Source organism: Streptomyces sp. CNX435, from assembly GCF_059570575.1.
This window is the reverse complement of the sequence record NZ_JCANTA010000029.1, coordinates 65,829-85,982: the sequence shown is the minus strand read 5'-3', so window position 1 is coordinate 85,982 and position 20,154 is coordinate 65,829. Positions and strand designations below refer to the sequence as shown.

The following is a 20,154-nucleotide window of genomic DNA, read 5'->3' as shown; positions in this document are numbered from 1 at the left end:
CCCCGGGCCCGCCGCAGCCGGCGCCCCCGACCCCGGGGCCGCCGCAGGCGGCTTTCCCGGACCCGGCGGCCCGGAGACCGGCACCCTCTACGGCGCCCCCGCCCCCCGCCGCCCCAAGCCCCCCGCCGAGGTACTCCGCGAAGAAGGCACCTCTGTACTGATAGCGCCCGGGCCTCAGCCCGCCGCGCTCACCGCCGTACTCGCCGCCCTCCTCGCCGTCGCCGCCGCACTCGACGTCCGCCCCGGGCTCGCCGCCGCCGTCGCCCTGCTGCAGGGCGTCACCGCCGCCGGCTGGTTCCGGCTGAACGGCATGTGGCCCGCCCGCGAGGGCATCGCGCTGGCCGCCGCCGCCGGCCTCACCGCGACCGGCGCCGTCCTCGCCGTCGACGAGGACGACGCCACGATCGCCGCGCTCGGCTCCCTCGGCGGCTGGTTCCTCCTCATCGCCCTCGTCCAGCTGCGCAGCACCCAGGCGCCGAAGGAGCGCCTCGCCGCCCTCAACGTCGCGCTCACCGCCGCCGCCCTCGCCGTCCTCGCCACCGGCTACCTCGCCGCCGAGCGGCACGCCGTGATCGTCGGCGCCGTCGCCGTGGCCGCCGGGACGCTGGGGCGCGCGGTGCCGCTGCCGCCGAACGCCTCGCCCGTCGCCGCCGTCGCCGCGGCCGGGGCCGGCGGTCTGGCGGCGGGGCTCGGCACCGACATGGGCGCGGCCGGCGGGCTGCTGGGGCTGGCGGCCGGGGTGTGCGTGCTCGTCGCGGTGCGGGTGGCCAGCTACGACTACCCCTCGCGGTTCGTGCACATGACGGCCGGGGTGTCCCTGCCGCTGACGCTCTCGGTGCCGGCGGCCCACCTGCTCGGGCTGGCGCTGCTCTGACCCGCCCCCGCACACCCCCGGCCCCCGCGCCGCCGCCCTCCGCGCCCCCGGCCCCGCCAACCCGCGGGTACGGAGCCGTACACCTGTCTAAGCTCTCAGGCACGACCGACCGGGGGGCGGAGAACCGATGCGCTGGTTGAAGATCACAGTGGTGGTGCTGGTCGGCGTCGGCGTGCTCGCGGTGGCCGCCGACCGCATCGCGCTCGCGCTGGCCGAGTCGGACGCGGCGGACCGCATCGAGAAGGAGTACGGGCTGTCCCAGCGGCCCGAGATCGACATCAAGGGCTTCCCCTTCCTGACCCAGGTGGCGTCCCGCGAGTTCGAGGCCGTGGACGTACGGATCGACGGCATCGACGCCGTCGGCAGCGGCGGCCGGACCCTGCGCCTGGACGGCGTGCGCGGCGAGCTGGAGGGGGTGCGGATCGAGGGCGACGACTGGGACCGGGCGACGGCGGACAGGGCCGACGGCACGGTGACGATCACGTACGAGGACATCTCCGCGGCGCTGCCGGTGGTGAACGTGTCGTACGGCGGGAAGGACGCGGCCGGCGACGACAAGGTGAGGGCGACGGTCGGGGCGAACTTCCTCGGGCAGCGGCTGGAGGAGTCGCTCTTCGGCGAGGTGAGCGTGGCCGACGGCGACACGATCCGGCTGCGCGCCACCGACGTCGACAACCTCGGGGGCCTGCCGGGCCTGGAGGACTTCGTCCGCGACCGCATGGACTACAACTGGACGATCGAGGACCTGCCGCCCGGCATACGCCTGACGGACGTCGAGGTGACGAAGGACGGGATCGTGGTCACGGGCGGCGGCGAGGACGTGGAACTGGGCGACGAACGCTCCGCCCGCAACTGACACACCCCGCGCCCACCGCACCGCGCCCGCTCACCGCGCGTCCGTAGGCTGAGACCCCCACGTCCATACCGCAGAAGCCCCACCCCCGCCACCCCCGCGGACCCCGGCGCGGACCCCGCCCACCCCACCCCTCGTCCCACATCCCGGACGAAGCCGTCTCACAATCCGGCACGACGGTGACACATGCGCACGTCCCTCCGTACGATCGACGGCATGCTGTGCTCGATGAGCGGTCCCCGCCCCCGGGGACAGGCAGATCACCTGACCAAGCGGCGCGCCGTCGACCTGTGCCGCGTCGCCGCCATGCTCTGTCGCACCGCCTGACCGGGGTCCGGGTCCGCAGCTCCCGCCCCCAGCCGGGCCGTGCCTCCCCGCACCGTCCGCCCGGCTGTCCGCACACTCCGCGCCCGGCGCTCCGCCCTGTCTGCTGTGCGCCGGGCGCACACCCGCCCGTACCCCTGTCCCAGCGCTCCGGAGGAGAAGCAGATGAGCCGCAGTGACGTCCTGGTGGACGCCGACTGGGTCGAGGCCAACCTCGACAACCCGAAGGTCGTCCTCGTCGAGGTCGACGAGGACACCGCCGCGTACGACAAGAACCACATCAAGAACGCCGTCCGCATCGACTGGAAGTCCGACCTCCAGGACCCGGTGCGCCGCGACTTCGTCGACCAGGCCGGCTTCGAGAGGCTGCTGTCCGAGCGCGGCATCGCCAATGACGACACCATCGTCCTCTACGGCGGCAACAACAACTGGTTCGCCGCGTACGCCTACTGGTACTTCAAGCTCTACGGCCACGGCGACGTCAAGCTCCTCGACGGCGGCCGCAAGAAGTGGGAGCTGGACTCGCGCGACCTGGTCGCCGAGGTGCCGAAGCGCGCGGCCACCGCGTACCAGGCCAAGCCGCAGGACACCGCCATCCGCGCCTTCCGCGACGACGTCCTCGCCGCCATCGGCACCCTCAACCTCGTCGACGTCCGCTCCCCCGACGAGTTCTCCGGCAAGCTGCTGGCCCCCGCGCACCTGCCGCAGGAGCAGTCGCAGCGGCCCGGGCACGTGCCCTCCGCGCGGAACATCCCGTGGTCGAAGTCGGCAAACGACGACGGCACCTTCAAGTCGGACGACGAGCTGAAGGAGCTGTACGAGGGCGAGGGCGTGGACCTGGCCAAGGACACCATCGCCTACTGCCGCATCGGCGAGCGCTCGGCGCACACCTGGTTCGTGCTGCACGAGCTGCTGGGCCAGTCGAACGTCAAGAACTACGACGGCTCCTGGACCGAGTACGGCTCGCTGGTCGGCGTGCCGATCGAGCTCGGCGCCAACGACTGACCGCTGACCGCCCGGTCACACCCGACGAAAGGACCACTCCTCATGTGCGGAGCCAAGGCAGGCGGCCCGGACGCCTCCACCGCCAAGTCCGGCGAGACCACCATCCAGGGCTCCGTGACCCGCGACGGCGAGCCCGTCACCGGTTACGTGCGGCTGCTGGACGCCTCCGGCGAGTTCACCGCCGAGGTGCCGACCTCGGCCACCGGCCAGTTCCGGTTCTACGCCGCGGAGGGCACCTGGACCGTACGGGCCCTGGTGCCCGGCGGCACCGCGGACCGCACGGTGGTCGCCCAGCGGGGCGGCCTGTCGGAGGTCGCGATCGCGGTCTGAACCGCGCGGTACGGCTTACGGCAGCACGGCCGTACGGGCGCGGCGCGCAAGCCGCGCGGAAGCCCCGCACCGCCTCCCGGACGTACCGTGGAGGCGGTGCGGGGCTTCCGTCTTCACGGCTTGCAGTTGGCGTGCCGTGCAGCAGTCAGTTCCGGCGCCGGAGGCGCTACTTCCTGCTCGTGACTCCTCCACCTCCATGAACGGGGTGGCTTCTCACTTAGCTCCGTGGAGCCTCATGACGGCCAAGCCCTGACCGCTGCCCGACGGCAGGCCACCCATTGTAGCGGAGTTGCGACGCTCCGTGCCGCCCGATCTCAGGATCCGTTCCCTCCCCATCTGCAGGAGGATGGTCTCCATCGTTTGCTCTTCGTACTGGCCGGCGCCGTCAGTAGACGAGGGCCTGGGCGCCGTCGGCCGTGGCCTCGCTGACGAAGACCTGTGCCCCGGCGATCCGTACGCCCTCCAGCACGTCCTTCTCCTCGATCCCGCGCCGCGCGGCGCACTGCGTGCACAGCGTGACCCGGCCGGCCGCCAGCACCCCGTCGATCAGGTCCGGCAGCGGTGCGGCGTGCGGCAGTTCGAACTCCGCGGCGCGGCCCGGCAGCGCGAACCACGCCGACTCGCCGGTCAGCCACAGCGACACCTCCACCCCGCTGGCGGCGGCGACCGCCGCCACCGTGAACGCCTGGGAGCAGCGCTCCGGCGCGTCCGAACCCGCGGTCACCTTGATCACCAGATTCTTCGCCATGCGCCCACTGTAGGCCGAGGGGAGGGTGAGATTCGCGCGCCGGCACGCGCTGTCCAGGCATGGACCTGGGCAGAGGGCGCTGGCGACCTTCCCCGACGGAACGGGCGGTCCTGCAGCACCGGCTCCTCGGCGGACGCCCGCCGGGATGGTGTCCGGCCGGGCGGCTAGACTCGGCGGCGGTACGTCACCCTCATCGCGTTACGGAGCGCTCGTGCTGGTCCTCACCTTCGACATCCTGCTCGTGCTGGTCTGCGTGGGCACCCTGGCCTTCGCCGGCCTGGTCGTGAAGAAGCTGTACCAGGGCCAGCGCTGACGATGCCGATCGAAATCCCCTCCGACCTGCACAAGGACCTGGTCCCGCTGGCGTTCCTCCTCGGCGACTGGCAGGGTGCGGGCGTCTTCGACTTCCCCGGCAGCGAGAAGTGCAACTTCGGCCAGGAGCTGCGCTTCGGCCACGACGGCCGGGACTTCCTGGCGTACTCGTCGTACACGTGGGTGCTCGACGGGGAAGGCGCGAAGGTGCGCCCGCTGGAGAGCGAGAGCGGCTACTGGCGACTGCGGCCCGGCCGGCAGCTGGAGGCCGTCATGGTGCGCGACCACGGGGTCGCCGAGGTCTGGTACGGCGAGCTGGCCGAGGGCAAGCCGCAGCTGGACCTGGCCACGGACGCGGTCGCGCGGAGCGCGGCCTCGCCGCCGTACGCGGGCGGCAAGCGGCTCTACGGGTACGTGAACGGCGATCTCATGTGGGTCGGCGAGAAGGCCACGCCGGAGGTCGAGCTGCGGCCGTACATGTCGGCCCAGCTGAAGAAGGTCGTGAACCCCCGGGAGTGGGCGAAGGACCTGACGGACCTGCCCGACGACGGGATCGCGTTCTTCCGCTGAGGCTCGTCCGGTGCGCTTTCCGGCAACCGGACGGCGCTCCGCCGCGACACTCTTACACTTGAGCCGTGGAGACCACCGACTGGAAGAGCGACTTGCGCGAGCGCGGCTACCGTCTGACGCCGCAGCGGCAGCTCGTGCTGGAGGCCGTCGACTCCCTGGAGCACGCGACGCCGGACGGCATTCTGTGCGAGGTGCGCAAGACCGCCGCGAGCGTCAACATCTCCACGGTGTACCGCACGCTGGAGCTGCTGGAGGAGCTGGGCCTCGTCAGCCACGCGCACCTCAACCACGGCCCGCCGACGTACCACATCGCCGACCGCCACCACCATCTGCACCTGGTGTGCCGCGTCTGCGACCGGGTGATCGAGGCGGAGAACGCGGTGGCGGAGCCGTTCGCGGAGACGCTGCGGCAGCGGTTCGGCTTCGAGAGCGACGTGCGGCACTTCGCGATCCTCGGCCGCTGCGCGGCGTGCGCCGAGTCCGGTACGTCCGGCGCGTCCGGCAGCTCGGGCGGCTCGGGCGGCTCGGGTAGCTCCGCCCCGGCCCACTCCTGAGGCCCGCGAGCGCGTCCGCATAGCGCGTCGGCATCCGGTCCGTGACGCCGGGTACTCACCCCGCACGTACTCTTGAAGCATGAACGCGCCTTCTCCCCTCCTCTCCCTGCCCGGGGCGGTCGGCGCCGAGGCTCCCGACGAGGGCGTCGCCGCACACTACGGCGATCTCTTCCGGGAGCAGCGCGCGCTGGACGCCGGCGAGGGCTTCGTCGACCTCTCCCACCGCGGCGTCGTCTCGGTCACCGGCCAGGACCGGCTGAGCTGGCTGCATCTGCTGCTGACGCAGCACGTGGAAGCGCTCGCGCCGGGGCACGCCACCGAGGCGCTGGTGCTGTCCGCCCACGGGCACATCGAGCACGCGCTGTACCTCGTCGACGACGGCGAGACGACGTGGGCGCACGTGGAGCCGGGCACGCAGAAGGACCTCATCGCGTACCTGGAGAGCATGAAGTTCTTCTACCGGGTGGACATCGCGGACCGTACGGACGACGTCGCCGTCGTCCATCTGCCGGCCGGCTCGATCACGGAGGCGCCCGAGGGCGTGGCCGTCCGGGAGACGGCGTACGGGCGCGACCTCTTCCTGCCGCGCGCGACGCTGGCGGTCTTCGCCGCCGCCGCGGGCCCGCCGGCCGGGGTGCTGGCGTACGAGGCGCTGCGGGTGGCGGCGCACCGGCCGCGGCTGGGCCTGGAGACGGACCACCGCACCATTCCGCACGAGGTGGGCTGGATAGGCACGGCGGTGCACCTGGAGAAGGGGTGCTACCGGGGGCAGGAGACGGTCGCGCGGGTGCAGAACCTGGGCCGGCCGCCGCGCCGGCTGGTGTTCCTGCACCTGGACGGCAGCGAGGTGACGCTGCCGCCGCACGGGGCGGCGATCCGGCTGGCGACCGAGGAGGAGGGGCGCAAGCTGGGCTTCGTCACGACCTCGGTGCGCCACCACGAGCTGGGGCCGATCGCGCTGGCGCTGGTGAAGCGGAACGTGCCGGCGGACGCGGCGCTGCTCGCGGACGAGACGGCGGCGGCGCAGGAGACGGTGGTCGAGCCCTGAGATCGCCGGGGCGGCGCGGCGAGCGGGCGCGTCGGCGGCGCCTGGAGCGCGCGGGTGTGTTCGCGTGCGCCTCGGATGTCTCGTACGCCCCCCGCCCCACGGACCACGTACGCCTCGGTCGCCTCGTGCCCCTCGTACGCCTCAGACCTCGACCAGCACCGTGAACGGGCCGTTGTTCGTCAGGCTCACCCGCATCTGCGCGCCGAACGCCCCCGTCTCCACCCGCGCGCCCAGCGCCCGCAGTTGCGCCACGACCTCCTCGACCAGCGGCTCGGCGACCTCGCCGGGCGCCGCGGCCTGCCAGGTCGGCCGGCGCCCCTTGCGGGGGTCGCCGTAGAGCGTGAACTGGCTGATCACGAGCAGCGGCGCCGACACGTCCGAGCAGGACTTCTCGTCGTCCAGCACGCGCAGCGTCCACAGCTTGCGGGCCAGCCGCGCGGCCTTCGCCGGGGTGTCGTCGTGCGTGACGCCCACGAGCACGCACAGCCCCTCGCCGATCACCTCGCCGACCGTCTCGCCGCCGACCTCGACCCTCGCGCCGTCCACCCGCTGCACCACCGCTCGCATGCGTCGCATTATCCCGATGGCGCGACGCGCGCCGCCGCGCCCCCGGGCGCCGCAACGTGCGCGGGGCCGAACGGGCGCGGTCTCCGTGCAGCGCCACCCCGTGCAGTGGCACGATTGCTTTCGGTGTCCGGCAGGTCGCCACGCCGACGCGGCATCTCGGACGAAGGGGACTGACACTCGCATGAGCTCTTCCGGAGCCGGACGGCCCACGCCGCCCGTACCGACCGCGCGCAGCGGCCCGCGCGCCGACCGCCGCCCCGGGCCACCGGGGCCGCGCTCCCCGGACGGCGGCGTGGCACCGGGTGCGCAGGCCGCGCAGGCAGCGCCGACCGCGCAGACCGCCAAGGCGGGCGCCACGGCCACCACCGTGGCCTCCCTGGCGTCCCTGGCCTCCCTGGCCTCCCTCGTCGCCGCCCCCGACCCGGCGGCGCCGCCCCCGCGGCCCGACACGCTGGGCCTGCCCGAGGTGCGCCGGCTGCGCCGCTCCGCGCAGCAGGAGGAGGCCGACCTCAGTTACGTACGCCGGCTGCTGCACGGCCGGATCGACATCCTCCGCGCCGAGCTGGCCCGGCGCGCGAGCCCGCACTCGCATGTGCTCGACCGGCTGCCCGAGATCCTCACCGACGGCCCCTCCCCGCGGCCGGCCTCGGCCCGGCACGTCACGCTGGGCCCGCCGCTGCGCGAGGAGTACCGGGAGCTGGCGGAGCAGATGCTCGCGGAGGTCGCGCTGTCCGACCTGTCGGCCCGTACGGACGAGGAGCTGGCCCAGGGTCTCGCCCGGCTGGCCGGCTACGAGGCGCGGATCTCCGGTCGCCGGCAGCGGTTGCAGCGGACGGCGGACGAGTGCAGCGCGGAGATCGCACGCCGTTATCGTGAAGGGGAGGCGCAGGTCGACGACCTGCTGTCCTGAGTTCTGACCGAGCGACGGAGCTTCAGGCCCTCAGGCCGTCCCCGGCACGGAAGGCGCCCGCCCATGCACGACGACAGCTGGATAGCCCCGCCGCCGGCCCCCGGCCCGGCGCCGGCCGAGGAGGGCGCGTACGCCGGCCCGTCGCCCGTGCTGGCGGAGGTGGTGCGCTCCGGCTTCGCCGAGGGGCGGCACCGCGGGTCGCTGGTGCTGCTGGGGGCGGACGGCGAGGTGGAGCGGGCGTGGGGGGACGTGGCCACGCAGGTGTTCCCGCGGTCGGCGAACAAGCCGTTCCAGGCGGCGGCGGTGCTGCGTGCGGGGGTCCGGGCCGCCGGTGGACCGCTGGCGGGCGAGCGGCTGGCGCTGGCCGCGGCCAGCCACTCGGGCGAGCGGTTCCACCTGGACCTCGTACGCAAGATGCTCGCCGAGTCCGGGCTGTCCGAGGACGCCCTGCAGAACCCGGCCGACCTGCCGCTGGACCTTCAGGAGCGGGAGACGTACCTCGCCGCCGGGCGGACCCGGGACCGGGTGACCATGAACTGCTCCGGCAAGCACGCCGCGATGCTCGCGGCCTGCGTCGCGAACGGCTGGCCGCGGGCGTCCTACCTCGCCCCCGACCACCCGCTGCAGCGGGTGGTGCGGCAGGTGGTGGAGGAGGCGGCGGGCGAGGAGGTCCGGCACGTCGGCGTCGACGGCTGCGGCGCCCCGCTCATGTCGCTGTCGCTGACGGCGCTCGCGCGCGGCTTCCGGCGGCTGGTCCTGGCCGCGGAGGACACGCCGGAGCGGCGGGTGGCGGACGCGATGCGGGCGCATCCGGAGTACGTCGCGGGCACCCGGCGGTGGGACACGTGGCTGATGCGTGGCGTGCCGGGGGCGCTGGCGAAGGTCGGCGCGGAGGGCGTGCAGGCGGTGGCGCTGCCGGACGGGCGGGCGCTGGCGTTCAAGGTCGACGACGGCGCGCTGCGGGCTGTCGGCCCGGTCCTGGCGCGGGCGCTGGCGCTGCTGGGCGTACGGTCGCCGGTGCTGGCCCGGATCGGGGCGGCGCCGCTGCTGGGCGGCGGGGAGCAGGTCGGGGAAATTCGGGCGACGTTCTGACGGACGGCGCCTAGCGTGGGCGCGTGATCCGTAACTCCGGCAGTGCTGTGGTCCCAGTGCTGTGGTCCCCGTACGCGAGGTGAAGTCATGAGCGATGGCATCGAGATCCGTACGCCCGCCGAAGACGACGTGGCCGACTGGATGCGCGCCCTGCAGACGGGCTTCATGCGCACTCCCGCGGTGACCGAGGCGGACGTGGCGCGCTTCGTGGAGTCACGCGACCTTCCCCGGGTGCGGGGGGCGTACGACGGCAGGCGCTGGGTCGCCACGTACCGCAGCTTCGACCAGGAGCTGACGGTCCCGGGCGGGGCCACGGTGCCCGCGTGCGCGGTCTCCAACGTCACGGTCTCGCCGACGCACCGCAGGCGGGGGCTGCTGAGCCGGATGCTGAGCGAGGACCTGGCGGCGGCGAAGGAGCGCGGCGACGTGGTCGCCAGCCTGATCGCCGCGGAGTATCCGATCTACGGCCGCTACGGCTTCGGCCCCGCCACCTGGATAACCGAGTACGAGGTGAGCACCCGGCGCGCCCAGCTCGACCCGCGCTACGCGGGCCCGGACGACGGCGGGTCGGTCGACCTCGTCGACGCCGCCGAGCTGCTGGCGACAGGCCCGGCGCTGCACGACCGCTTCCGCCGGCTGGTGCCGGGCGCGGTGGACCGGAGCGCGTACTGGTGGCAGGTGCACACGGGCGCGGCCCGCTTCAGCGTCGACGGGCCGTGGCAGGAGCCCTGCTACGTCGTGTACCGCTCGGCGGCGGGCGAGCCGGAGGGCATCGTCACGTACCGCACCAAGTGGGGCGAGTGGCCCGGCAAGCTCTCCGACGACGAGCTGACCGTGGCCGGCCTGATCGCCGTCACGCCCGCCGCGGAGCGGGCGCTCTGGCGCTTTCTGGTCTCCTTCGACTGGATCACGACGATCCATACGGGCCGCCGGGCGCCCGACGATCTCCTCCCCCTCTACCTAGGTGACCCTCGGGCGGCCCGGACGACCGCGCACGCGGACTACCTGTGGCTGCGGCCACTGGACGTCCCGCGACTTCTGGAGGCCCGCGACTACGCGGCCTCCGGCTCTCTCGTGCTCGACGTACACGACCCGGCCGGCCTCGCCGGCGGCCGCTTCCTGCTGGACGCCGGTGGCCCGGGCGACACCGGCTGCTCACGCACGGACCGGCCCGCCGACCTCGCCCTGAACGTGGCGGAGCTGGCCCGGCTCTGCCTGGGCGACGAGTCCGCGGTGCGGCTTGCCGCCCTGGGCGTCGTCGACGAGGAGCGCCCGGGCGCCGCCGCGCGGGCGGACGCCCTGCTGCGCACCTCGCGCCGACCGTGGTGTCCCGACATGTTCTAGATTTCCCTCAACTCCCGGCCGGGGCGCGGCCGGGCTCGGCGGACTGGAGCAAGAGCACGGCGAGTGCGATCCCGCCGATGGTCATGCACGTGACGTTCTGCGCCTTGAGCCCCACGAGCAAGGTGGTGAGCCCGATCGCTCCCACCGTGCCGAAGCGCCATTCGACGAACCGCTCGAAGCCGACGAGCAGCGCGGACATGGCCAGAGTGATCCCGACCGGCATGGTGGGTCCCTCCCTTCTGCGAACGCAGTGGTCCCCCCTCCCTCCATGCGCCGTTGGACAGCGGGAGAGCGCGAGTCCCGGGCGATGACCATCACTGCCAACTTCTCTCAGTTGCCGCCAGGGTCGCAGAGTTGGTAACCAACTCTGCTTAACTTGTGCCCAGTTGGCAACCAACTCAAAACATTTCCGAGACAACCCCCGCTGGTTGGCCGGAAGTTGTAAGGTTGGCGGGGTGAGCAGGGACCAGCCTTCGGCAAACGGCGGCCGGATCGCGCGCAACCGCGTCGCCGACGCGCTGCGCGCACGCATCGACTCCGGCGAACTGCGGCCGGGGGACAGCCTGCCGACGCAGAAAGCCCTGATGGCGGAGTTCGACGTCGAGCGCGGCGTCGTACGGAAAGCACTGGAGCTGCTCAAGCGCGAGCAACTCCTCGCCGACGTCGGCAGGGGTTCGCCGCCGACGGTGGCCGGGCCGCCCTCTCCGGACGCGGAGGCGCCGCGGGCGGCGGGTGTGGAGTTGACGGATCGCATCGAGCTGGCATTTCAGGCCACGCAAGTGACCATCGACGCCCTCAACCTGACGACGGAGACGCTTACCCAGGCGCTGGCACGCACGGCCATGCGTATCGCGATCGGTGAGCAACGCGCGCCGGAGTCGATCACCGCTCGCATCCTGGTGCCCAGCTCGGACGCCCAGCTCGCCATCCCGCAGCTGATCGGGGACGCTTCGGACCCCCGGCCGCTGCAGCGCCTGCGCGACCTGGTCGAGTTGCACGCCCGCAGCCTGGACCACACCCTGCGGAACCTGCGCGAGCGCGGCCTCGTGCCCGAGGTGTCCATCGAGATCCGGGGCGTACCCCTCACTCCCACCAGCAAGCTCTACGTCCTCAACGGCACCGAGGCGCTCATGGGTTACTACCAGGTGCTGCCGCGAGAGGTGGAGTACAAGCAGGAGAGGATGGAGATTCACGACGTTCTCGGCCCCGACGCCGCGCTGTTCCACTACTCCGCGGGCGCCGAGAGACGCGACGAGCACGACGCGGCCTTCGTCGAGCAGTCCCGGATGTGGTTCGAGTCGATGTGGTCGAGCATCGCCGTGCCGTATCCCCTCGGGTACTGAACGCGGGGAAGTCGTGGACCCGCGGAGTGCCGGACCTGCCGGTTCCGACGACCGGCCACGGCGATGCCACCCGGTGGTGTCCGGGCGCGGGTCGGCCGTTTCCACGACCGCACTGCCGACTGCCAGAAACCGAACGGCCGTTGTACCGTGCAGTCCGGGCACTGACCCCCGGCGTTCGGCGAGTCGGAGCGGACTCGGAGAAACGTCGCGGCATCCACGACGCGTACGGGATGGAGACCCCCCTTGCGGCACCTCAGCCGGTTGGTGTGCAACGGCAGCGCGCACGACGCGATCCCCGTCGATCGGCACCGCGACCGACCAGGTTCCCGGAGGAAAACCGCCCCCGAACGGTGGATCGGATGAACATGACCCCCCTCGCGGCGGCGCTCGACTCGGCGAAGTGCGTGTTCTTCGACTTCGACGGACCGATCTGCCGGTTGTTCGCCGCACACCCCGCGGCCGGCGTCGCCGAACGGCTCCTCGCGCTGCTGGCCGACCGTGCACCCGGCCTGCTGGACGAGGAGACGTACGAACCGAACCACCCGCACAGCATCCTGACGGCCGTCCTCCGGGCGGCACCGGACCAGGAGGTGATACGCGCCGCGGAACAACTGCTCACCGAGGCGGAGCAGACGGCGGCGCGGTCGGCCGAACCCACCCGGGACGCCGGCGCGGTGACCGAGGAGTTGCGCAGGCACGGCCGGACGCTGGCCATCACGTCCAACAACTCGGCGACCGCCATCCGCGACTACCTGGGCCGGCACGGGCTCGCCGAGCACTTCTCCACTCACGTCCACGGCCGCCAAGCGGACCCCATCCGGCTCAAACCCGACCCGGACTGCCTGCTGCGGGCGCTGAAGTCGACCGGCACCACGCCCGGCGAGTGCCTGATGATCGGGGACACCCCCTCCGACTGGGAAGCCGCCAAGGAGGCTCGCGTGGCCTTCATCGGCTACGCACATGCGCCGCGCAAGGCCGACGCGCTGGAGCAGGCAGGAGTGCGGCTGATCGTCGGTTCGATGAAGGAAATGCTCGACGCGATACCTGGTACGTCAGGTTCCGGCGCCCGTGCTCCAGACAATTAACTGCGTGTCAGGGGCGTCGAGGGGACGGCACACGTCGTAGCCGAGTAATCTGCCCTGATCACTTGCCACTCACCCGCCCATCACGCCACATCCGAGGACACCCGACCGATGCCGGCCTCCCAAGCACCCCCGCTTCAGGCCCTCTTCGCCGCGGCAAAGCGGGTAGATGGGCCGCTGCCCGGACACCAGGTAGAAGGGCCGCTGCCCGGATACCACCACGAGACGTACGCGGTACGGCTGACCGCGCCCGGGCTGTTCGGGCGGTCGGCCGGGTGGGTGAAGCTGCGCGACCCCCGTCCCGGCCTGCTGTGGTTCGACCGCAGGTGCTTCGCTTCCGAGGACGATCTGCTCACGAGGCTGGCGGGCCGTGTCTCCCACGTTCCCGAGGTCGGCAGCATCGACTCCCTCACCGTCCAGAGCTTCATCGAGGGGTGCACACTGGCGGAGGTCGCCGCGCCGGGGGAGGAGGTGCCGGCCGCGTTCCTCGACCAGATCATGCGGCTCTTCCGGGAGCTGCTGGCCGTCGACCCCCACGATCCCCAGCTGCTTGCGCTCCACTCCCCGCCGCCGGAGGACCGCGACACCACGGCGTTCGCCCGCGCTCTCGTCCGGTTCACCCTCACCGACGTGGTCGAGCACGCACTGCCGCACTTCGACACGCTCTTCCGCCGCCTGGGCATCCACCCGAAGTCGGCCTCCTCCTCCGCGTCCGCTCTCGAAGCCCGGCTGGAGGGGATGACCCCGCGCCCTTTCGGGCTGCTGCACGGTGACATCCACCGCGCGAACCTCATCGTCGACAAGCAGAACGCCCTGTGGACCATCGACTGGGAGCTGGCCCTGCTCGGCGATCCGCTGTACGACCTGGCCACCCACCTGCACCTGATGCGCTACCCGGCCGGCCAGGCGAACGAGGTCGTCGCGCGCTGGGCCGAGGTGGCGGAGCAGGCCCGGCCGGGCGCGGCCGACGGTGTCGAGGAGGATCTGCCCCGGTACCTCGCGTTCAAGCAGATCCAGTCGGTGTATACGGACGTGATCCGGCAGGCCTACTCGATGGAGCAAGGCGAGACGTCAACGGCCGATGCGGCGAAGGCGGTCAACGCCGCTCTCGACCGGGCGGCGCCTGCCCTGCCGCTGCCCACGGTGGTCGGCACCGGCGAGATCGAGCAGGAGTTGGTGCGGTGGCGCACCTCATCGCTGGACTAGCGCGCGGCCAATACTGGATGATCACCTTCCGCATCGTAGGGTGACGGCATGAGTGGAGCCGACGAGCCCGCACACGATCCCGCCGTATTCGAGCTGGCCACCAAGGCTTTCGAGCTCGCACGGCAGGGCCGGACCGACACGCTGGCCGCGTACGTGGACGCCGGGGTGCCGGCCGGGTTGCGCGACGACGACGGGGACTCGCTCGTCATGCTCGCCGCGGTGCACGGGCACTCCGGCACCGTCGGCGCGCTGCTGCGGCGGGGCGCCGACGCGGACCAGGTCGGGGCGCTGGGTGCGACGCCGCTGGCCGCGGCGGTGCGGGCGGGCGCGGACGAGGTCGTGCGGGTGCTGCTGCGGCACGGCGCGGACCCGCAGGCCGGATCGCCGTCGGCGGTCGCGGCGGCCCGGGCGGCCGGCCGGACGGAGTTGCTGGAGCTGTTCGGCGGGATGTGAGAGACGGCCGGCCCAGTACCGCCACCGGCCCCGTACCCCCCCGGGTCGGCACCACCACCGGCGCCGCACCGCCATCGCTCGGGCAACAGCCACCGCTCCCGCCACAGCCACCGGTCCCGCGACGGCCACCGGTCACGCCACAGCCGCCGGTCCCGCCACGGCCACCGGTCACGCCACAGCCGCCGATCCCGCGAAAGCCGCCGGCCGTGGAACCGCATCCCTCTCACGACACCCGCCGCCTGAACAACGCCGCCGCTGCCGCCACCGACGCCGCCGTCAGCCCCGCGCACCACGCCAGCGCCTCCCACGGGCTGCCGCCCACCGGGTGCCCCAGCAGCAGCCCCCGCAGCGACTCGATCACCGGTGTCAGCGGCTGGTGCTCGGCGAAGCCGTGCAGCCAGCCCGGCATCGAGTCGACCGGGACGAAGGCGCTGGACGGGTACGGCAGGAAGGCCAGGAAGAACGTGAAGCCGCTCGCCGCCTCCGGGGAGTTGGCCAGCAGGCCGACGGCCGCCGCGACCCAGGATATGGCCGTGATCACCGCCAGCAGGATGCCCGCCGACGCGAGCCAGCCGCCGACCCCCGCCTCCGGGCGGAAGCCGACCGCGAAGGCGACGCCGAAGACCAGCACCGTGGCCGCCAGGTTCCGGACGACGCTGGCCGCCACGTGTCCGGCGAGGACGGCGGTGCCGCCGACGTCGAGGGAGCGGAAGCGGTCGATGACGGCACCCTTCATGTCGTCCGCGACGCTCATCGCCGTCGTGCCGGCGCCGAAGCCGGCGCACAGCACGAGGACGCCGGGGGCGACGTAGTCGACGTAGCGCCCGTAGCCCCCGCCGGTGTCGATCGCGCCGCCGAAGAGGTAGACGAAGACGAGCATCAGCAGCACGGGCAGCGCCAGCGCCGTGATCACGGCGTCGGGGTTGCGGGAGCTGAGCCGCACGGAGCGGCCGACCATCGTCGCCGAGTGGGTCAGGGCGTCAGCCATCGCGGGTCACCTTCAGGAAGACGTCGTCGAGCGTCGCGGAGTGCACGGCGAAGCGCTCGATCTGGGTGCGGTCGGGGTCGATGGCGTCGAGCAGCTCGCGTATGTGTGCGGCGCGGCCGTCGCTGGTGACGCCGAGCGTGCGGGTGCCGGGGTCGTGGCGCACGGCGAGGTGGTCCAGGGCGTGGGCCGCCTTCTCGTACGCCTCCGCGGAGACCAGGGTGAGGTCCAGCCGCTCGGCGGAGACCTGCTGCTTCAGCTCCGCCGCCGTGCCCTCGGCGACGAGCTTCCCGCCGTCGAGGAGCGCGATGCGGTCGGCGAGGCGGTCGGCCTCCTCCAGATACTGCGTGGTGAGGAAGACCGTGACGCCGCCGTCGGCGAGGTGGCGCACCTCGTCCCAGACGGCCTGGCGGCTGCGGGGGTCGAGGCCGGTGGTCGGCTCGTCGAGGAAGATCACGGAGGGGTCGCCGACGAGGCCGGCGGCGAGGTCGAGACGGCGGCGCATGCCTCCGGAGTACGTGCCGACGCGGCGGTCGGCGGCGTCCCCGGCGAGGGCGAACCGCTCCAGCAGCTCGGCGGCGCGGCGGCGGGCGACGGGGCGGGACAGGCCGGTGAGGCGGGCGACCATGCGGAGGTTCTCCGCGCCGGTCTGCTGCTCGTCGAGCGCGGCGTACTGACCGGTGAGGCTGATGGCCCGGCGGACCCGCGAGCGCTCCGCGGCCACGTCGAACCCGGCGACGCGGGCGCTGCCCGCGTCGGCGCGCAGCAGCGTGGCGAGGATCCGGACGGTGGTGGTCTTGCCGGCGCCGTTGGGGCCGAGGAGGGCGAAGACGGTGCCGGGCGGGACGCTCAGGCCGACGCCGTCGAGCACGGTCGCGCCGCCGTACGCCTTGGTGAGGCCGGTGGCCTCGACGGCGGGTCGGGTGGGCTGGGGCACAGCTCCCCCCTTTCTCCGTAGAGCTGGCATTCTCCGCTGGTTCTGCGTATACCGTACACGCTACTGCGTAGAGCATACACGGATCTGCGTATGGCGTAAACTGAGCACATGGACGCCATGGAGACCGACGCCGATGCCGAGCCCGCCGATGCCGAGCCCGGCGATGACAAGCGCGACACCCGCGACGCCGAAACCGCCGGAGCCGCCGAAGCCGCCGGAGCCGTCCCCGCCAGCGTCGAGGCCGCCTGGGGCCTGCGGCCCCGGCCGCAGAAGGGGCCGAAGCGCGGGCTGACGCTGGACGGGATCGTGGCGGCGGCGGTCGCGGTCGCGGACGCGGAGGGCCTGGAGGCCGCGTCGATGGGGCGGGTGGCCAAGGAGCTGGGCGTCTCGACGATGGCGCTGTACCGGTACGTGGCCACGAAGGACGAGCTGGTCACGCTGATGGTCGACGGGGCCTTCGGCCCGCCGGCGCCGCTGCCCGAGGACGCCGGTGGCGACTGGCGGGCGGGGCTGCGGCACTGGTACCAGGCCATCGGCACCGCGATGTTCGCGCACCCGTGGGCTGTGGCGCACATCCCGAGCGGCGGCCCGCCGGTCACCCCGAACCAGCTCGCGTCGCTCGACCAGGCCCTCTACATCCTCCGCGACACCCCGCTGACGGAGTTCGAGAAGGTGGCCACGGCACTGCTGGTGAGCAACCAGGTGCGCGCGGAGGTGACGATCGCCCTGGTGATGGGCGGGAGCCCGGACATGGAGCGGCTGATGAACGAGTACAGCCACTTCCTGCTCCGGGTCTCCGAGTCCGGCCGTCTGCCGCATCTGCGTACGGCGGTGGAGGGCGGCGCCTTCGACGAAGGGGACGTACCGGCGTCGGCGGATGCCACGGACTACGACGAGTTCGCGTTCGGCCTGGAGCGCGTACTCGACGGCATCCAGGCGCTGATAGACGCCCGCAGCCCGGACTGACCGGGGACTTACGCAGGGCCGCCGCGACGGGGGATCATGAGGCATGCGCGCGGACGGCTGGCACCTCACGGACGACGTCGACGAGTTCCTGGCCGAAGCCGGAGAGTTCCTGCGGGCCCGGCCCGTACCGCACATCATGGCGCTGACCTGGGCGGCACGGCTGCAAGCGCGCGGGACGGGCCCGTACGGCGGCGGGCGCCCGCTGCTGGGCCGGCTGGCGCCGGCGGGGCCGGTCCTGGGCGCCTGCCACCGGCTGCCGGGCCGCAGCCTCGGCCTCACCCCGCTCACCGCCGGACAGGCCGACTCCCTCGCCGCGCACCTGGCGGCCCTCGGGCACACCCTCCCGTCCGTCGGCGGCGACCACGACACCACCGCCGCCTTCGCGGCGGCCTGGCAGCGCCACACGGGCGCGGCACCGACGCCCGCCGTACGGCTCCGCCTGCGCCGCCTCGGTACGCTCACGCCGCCGGACCCCGCGCCCGCGGGACGGGCACGGGCGGGGGGCGAGGACGAGGCGAGCCGGGAGCAACTCATGGAGTTCGTCCGCGGCTTCGCGGCCGACGTCGGCGAGGACGTCACCGTCGACGCCGCCACCTGGCCCACGACCCGCTACGCCGACAAGCACTACACCTTCTGGGAGACCCCGGACGGCACGCCCGTCTCCATGGCCGGCGTCAACCCGACGGTCGCCGGCCTGGCCCAGGTCGACCCGGTCTACACCCCGCCCGCCCACCGGGGCCACGGCTACGCCGCCGCCGTGACGGCGGCGGTGACCCGCGCGGCGCTCGCCGCGGGCGCGACGGAGGCGGTCCTCTTCACCAACGCGGCCAACCCCACGAGCAATGCGCTCTACCAGCGCCTCGGCTACGACGTGTTCGCCGACTGGACGACGTACACGTTCGCGTAGCCGAAGGCCGCCTGCCCTGGCCCGAAGGGCTCACGTGAGATTCAGGGATGGTCCGGGATGTACCAGGTCACCCCCACCCCGGCGAGCAGGGCCACCTCCTCGCGTCGGAGGCCGGGGGTGCGCCGCCGTATCCCCGGTGGCAGGCCGACGTCTTCGGGGGCGAGGCGTTCACGCCGGCTGCGCAGGAACATCGCCAGTTCGCTGCGGCGCTGTGCCGTGACGCTGTTCAATGACACGTTCCCATGGTGAGCGGTGCCCCCTCCTGGTGCCAGGTACTTTCACCACCAGCATGTACGCGCCCTGCCGCCGGCTTCCGGTCGCGCCCACGCTCGGTCTCCATGACCCTCTCCACCGAACCCTCCCCGATCGCACAGAACCCGAGCGGGCGGCTACTCGCTGTCCTCCTCTTCGGCCAGTTCATGGCGATCCTGGACGCCACCATCGTGACGGTCGCCGTTCCAGCCATCGGCACCGACCTGGGAAGCTCGGGCGCCGCGCTCCAGCTCGTGGTGGTCGGCTGCACGATCGTGTACGCCGTGCTGCTCATCACCGGAGCACGGCTGGGCCGTAGATTCGGGCACCGGCGCCTGTTCCTGGCCGGGCTCGCACTGTTCACCGTCGCGTCGCTCGCCTGCGGGCTGGCCGCCACGACCGCCCAGCTCATCACCTTCCGCCTGTTCCAGGGGGTGGGCGCGGCGTTGCTGGTGCCGCAGGTGCTCAGCCTGATTCAGCTCACCCGGCGGGGCGCCGCCCGCGCCAGGGCCTTCAGCGTGTACTCCACCGTTCTCTCCGGGGCCGCGGTCGCAGGTCTTGTCCTCGGCGGGATCCTGACGAGCGCCGATGTCGCGGGCACCGGTTGGCGTCCGATCTTCCTGGTCAACGTGCCCATCGGCCTCGTGCTGATGGCGGCGGGCGCACGACTGCTGCCGACCGACCGGCCCGACGCGGCCACCAGCCTTGACCTTCCCGGCCTGCTGACGCTGTCGCCCGTTGTGTTCCTGCTGGTGACACCGCTGGTACTCGGGCCCGAACTGGGCTGGCCGGTCTGGGGCTGGGCGATGCTCGCCGGCAGTGCCGTCTGCCTCGCCGCCTTCGTCCGCACCCAGCGTCGTGCGTCCGCACCCCTGATCCCCGGGCGGGTGCTGCGTGCTCCGGGACTGACGCTTGCCGCCGCCTCGATCTTCGCCATGATGGCCGGCTACGCCGGGTTCCTGTTCACCATGGCGTTGTACCTGCAGGACGGCCTCGGCCTGTCCACGCTTCAATCGAGCCTGGCGTTTGTGCCGGCCTCGGTGGGCTTCGGTACGGCCAGCCTGAACTGGCGGCGTGTCCCTACCCGGCTCCATCACCGCATGGTCCCCACAGGACTGGCCCTTTCGGCTCTGGGATATCTCGCCGTGGCCGCCCTCACCGCGGAGCTGGGATCTCCCGGCGTTCTCTATCAGGCCGCCGGCCTGGCGTCCGGTGTCGGCATGGGGCTGGCCTTCAGCCCCGCGCTCAACGCGGCACTGACCCATGTGGCACCGGAGGACTCGGCGAACGCGAGCGGCGTGATGTCCACGGTGACCCAACTCGGCCAGGTCGCCGGGGTCGCCGGTCTGGGAGCCGTATTCGTCTCCCTCTCCGCCGAATCCGTCGCGACCGCCGCTTCCGTCACCAACACCGGCGTGGCCGGACTCGTACTCCTGGCTGCGCTGCCCGCCGCCTTCCTGCCCCGTCGGTGACCAACCCGACCGGACACAGC

22 protein-coding genes and 2 pseudogenes are annotated in these 20,154 nt (G+C 73.0%); 18 read left to right on the top strand and 6 right to left on the bottom strand.

The window, feature by feature from the left end; all coding sequences use genetic code 11:
• The 5 genes and pseudogenes from T328_RS32120 to T328_RS32100 all read left to right on the top strand — a co-directional run.
• Positions 1-874, top strand: a pseudogene (locus T328_RS32120) (hypothetical protein); the annotation flags it as partial.
• Between the two features lie 127 nt (positions 875-1,001).
• Positions 1,002-1,730 (top strand): LmeA family phospholipid-binding protein, encoded by a 729-nt coding sequence (locus T328_RS32115; RefSeq protein WP_496499757.1) that lies wholly within the window; start codon positions 1,002-1,004, stop codon positions 1,728-1,730.
• 183 nt (positions 1,731-1,913) lie between these two features.
• Complete coding sequence (locus tag T328_RS32110; RefSeq protein ID WP_496499756.1) at positions 1,914-2,054, top strand: putative leader peptide; 141 nt, start codon at positions 1,914-1,916, stop codon at positions 2,052-2,054.
• 162 nt (positions 2,055-2,216) lie between these two features.
• Complete coding sequence (locus tag T328_RS32105) at positions 2,217-3,056, top strand: sulfurtransferase (RefSeq protein ID WP_496499755.1); 840 nt, start codon at positions 2,217-2,219, stop codon at positions 3,054-3,056.
• Positions 3,057-3,098: 42 nt separating this feature from the next.
• Entirely contained in the window at positions 3,099-3,386 is a 288-nt protein-coding gene (locus tag T328_RS32100) for a DUF1416 domain-containing protein (protein WP_496499754.1), read from the top strand.
• Between the two features lie 385 nt (positions 3,387-3,771).
• On the opposite strand, the gene T328_RS32095 is transcribed toward T328_RS32100, so the two are convergent.
• Positions 3,772-4,134, bottom strand: a complete 363-nt coding sequence (locus T328_RS32095; RefSeq protein ID WP_496499753.1) for a DsrE family protein — start codon at positions 4,132-4,134, stop codon at positions 3,772-3,774.
• Between the two features lie 315 nt (positions 4,135-4,449).
• On the opposite strand from T328_RS32095, the gene T328_RS32090 reads away from it, so the two are divergent.
• The 3 genes from T328_RS32090 to ygfZ all read left to right on the top strand — a co-directional run bounded on the left by T328_RS32090 (position 4,450) and on the right by ygfZ (position 6,618).
• Positions 4,450-5,016, top strand: coding sequence for a heme-binding beta-barrel domain-containing protein (locus tag T328_RS32090; RefSeq protein WP_496499752.1), 567 nt, complete (start codon positions 4,450-4,452; stop codon positions 5,014-5,016).
• 65 nt (positions 5,017-5,081) lie between these two features.
• On the top strand, positions 5,082-5,570 hold the full coding sequence (locus T328_RS32085) for a Fur family transcriptional regulator (protein ID WP_496499751.1): 489 nt from the start codon (positions 5,082-5,084) through the stop codon (positions 5,568-5,570).
• A 79-nt stretch (positions 5,571-5,649) separates the two neighbouring features.
• Positions 5,650-6,618: a CAF17-like 4Fe-4S cluster assembly/insertion protein YgfZ gene (gene ygfZ, locus T328_RS32080; RefSeq protein WP_496499750.1), complete on the top strand. Its 969-nt coding sequence runs from the start codon at positions 5,650-5,652 to the stop codon at positions 6,616-6,618.
• Between the two features lie 141 nt (positions 6,619-6,759).
• Here ygfZ and dtd read toward each other — a convergent pair whose 3' ends face one another.
• Positions 6,760-7,185 carry a D-aminoacyl-tRNA deacylase gene (gene dtd, locus T328_RS32075; protein ID WP_496499749.1) on the bottom strand — a complete coding sequence of 142 codons (426 nt, stop codon included), beginning with the start codon at positions 7,183-7,185 and terminating at the stop codon, positions 6,760-6,762.
• A 181-nt stretch (positions 7,186-7,366) separates the two neighbouring features.
• On the opposite strand from dtd, the gene T328_RS32070 reads away from it, so the two are divergent.
• The 3 genes from T328_RS32070 to T328_RS32060 all read left to right on the top strand — a co-directional run bounded on the left by T328_RS32070 (position 7,367) and on the right by T328_RS32060 (position 10,531).
• On the top strand, positions 7,367-8,095 hold the full coding sequence (locus T328_RS32070; RefSeq protein ID WP_496499748.1) for an RsiG family protein: 729 nt from the start codon (positions 7,367-7,369) through the stop codon (positions 8,093-8,095).
• A gap of 63 nt (positions 8,096-8,158) precedes the next feature.
• Positions 8,159-9,187 carry an asparaginase gene (locus tag T328_RS32065; RefSeq protein ID WP_496499747.1) on the top strand — a complete coding sequence of 343 codons (1,029 nt, stop codon included), beginning with the start codon at positions 8,159-8,161 and terminating at the stop codon, positions 9,185-9,187.
• A gap of 87 nt (positions 9,188-9,274) precedes the next feature.
• Entirely contained in the window at positions 9,275-10,531 is a 1,257-nt protein-coding gene (locus tag T328_RS32060) for a GNAT family N-acetyltransferase (protein WP_496499746.1), read from the top strand.
• Between the two features lie 7 nt (positions 10,532-10,538).
• Here T328_RS32060 and T328_RS32055 read toward each other — a convergent pair whose 3' ends face one another.
• The gene (locus T328_RS32055; protein ID WP_496499745.1) at positions 10,539-10,754 is read right to left on the bottom strand and encodes a hypothetical protein; all 216 of its coding nucleotides are present in this window, start codon (positions 10,752-10,754) and stop codon (positions 10,539-10,541) included.
• Positions 10,755-10,986: 232 nt separating this feature from the next.
• Here T328_RS32055 and T328_RS32050 point away from each other — a divergent pair, with 232 nt between their 5' ends.
• The 4 genes from T328_RS32050 to T328_RS32035 all read left to right on the top strand — a co-directional run bounded on the left by T328_RS32050 (position 10,987) and on the right by T328_RS32035 (position 14,615).
• Positions 10,987-11,874: a winged helix-turn-helix domain-containing protein gene (locus tag T328_RS32050; protein WP_496499744.1), complete on the top strand. Its 888-nt coding sequence runs from the start codon at positions 10,987-10,989 to the stop codon at positions 11,872-11,874.
• Between the two features lie 359 nt (positions 11,875-12,233).
• The gene (locus tag T328_RS32045; RefSeq protein ID WP_496499743.1) at positions 12,234-12,959 is read left to right on the top strand and encodes an HAD family hydrolase; all 726 of its coding nucleotides are present in this window, start codon (positions 12,234-12,236) and stop codon (positions 12,957-12,959) included.
• A 108-nt stretch (positions 12,960-13,067) separates the two neighbouring features.
• Positions 13,068-14,162: a phosphotransferase gene (locus T328_RS32040; RefSeq protein ID WP_496499742.1), complete on the top strand. Its 1,095-nt coding sequence runs from the start codon at positions 13,068-13,070 to the stop codon at positions 14,160-14,162.
• Positions 14,163-14,210: 48 nt separating this feature from the next.
• Complete coding sequence (locus T328_RS32035; RefSeq protein WP_496499741.1) at positions 14,211-14,615, top strand: ankyrin repeat domain-containing protein; 405 nt, start codon at positions 14,211-14,213, stop codon at positions 14,613-14,615.
• A gap of 223 nt (positions 14,616-14,838) precedes the next feature.
• Here the strand turns inward: T328_RS32035 and T328_RS32030 are convergent, their stop codons facing one another.
• Both T328_RS32030 and T328_RS32025 read right to left on the bottom strand, forming a co-directional pair.
• Positions 14,839-15,603 carry an ABC transporter permease gene (locus tag T328_RS32030; protein WP_496499740.1) on the bottom strand — a complete coding sequence of 255 codons (765 nt, stop codon included), beginning with the start codon at positions 15,601-15,603 and terminating at the stop codon, positions 14,839-14,841.
• The gene (locus T328_RS32025) at positions 15,596-16,537 is read right to left on the bottom strand and encodes an ATP-binding cassette domain-containing protein (RefSeq protein ID WP_496499739.1); all 942 of its coding nucleotides are present in this window, start codon (positions 16,535-16,537) and stop codon (positions 15,596-15,598) included. Before T328_RS32025 ends, T328_RS32030 begins: the two co-directional genes overlap by 8 nt.
• Positions 16,538-16,645: 108 nt before the next feature.
• On the opposite strand from T328_RS32025, the gene T328_RS32020 reads away from it, so the two are divergent.
• Positions 16,646-17,503 (top strand): TetR/AcrR family transcriptional regulator, encoded by an 858-nt coding sequence (locus T328_RS32020; protein ID WP_496499738.1) that lies wholly within the window; start codon positions 16,646-16,648, stop codon positions 17,501-17,503.
• A gap of 43 nt (positions 17,504-17,546) precedes the next feature.
• Positions 17,547-18,410: a GNAT family N-acetyltransferase gene (locus T328_RS32015; RefSeq protein ID WP_496499737.1), complete on the top strand. Its 864-nt coding sequence runs from the start codon at positions 17,547-17,549 to the stop codon at positions 18,408-18,410.
• Positions 18,411-18,469: 59 nt separating this feature from the next.
• Here T328_RS32015 and T328_RS32010 read toward each other — a convergent pair.
• Positions 18,470-18,640, bottom strand: a pseudogene (locus T328_RS32010) (transcriptional regulator); the annotation flags it as partial.
• Between the two features lie 108 nt (positions 18,641-18,748).
• Between T328_RS32010 and T328_RS32005 the strand changes: the two are divergent.
• On the top strand, positions 18,749-20,134 hold the full coding sequence (locus T328_RS32005; RefSeq protein ID WP_496499736.1) for an MFS transporter: 1,386 nt from the start codon (positions 18,749-18,751) through the stop codon (positions 20,132-20,134).
• Positions 20,135-20,154: the final 20 nt, after the last annotated feature.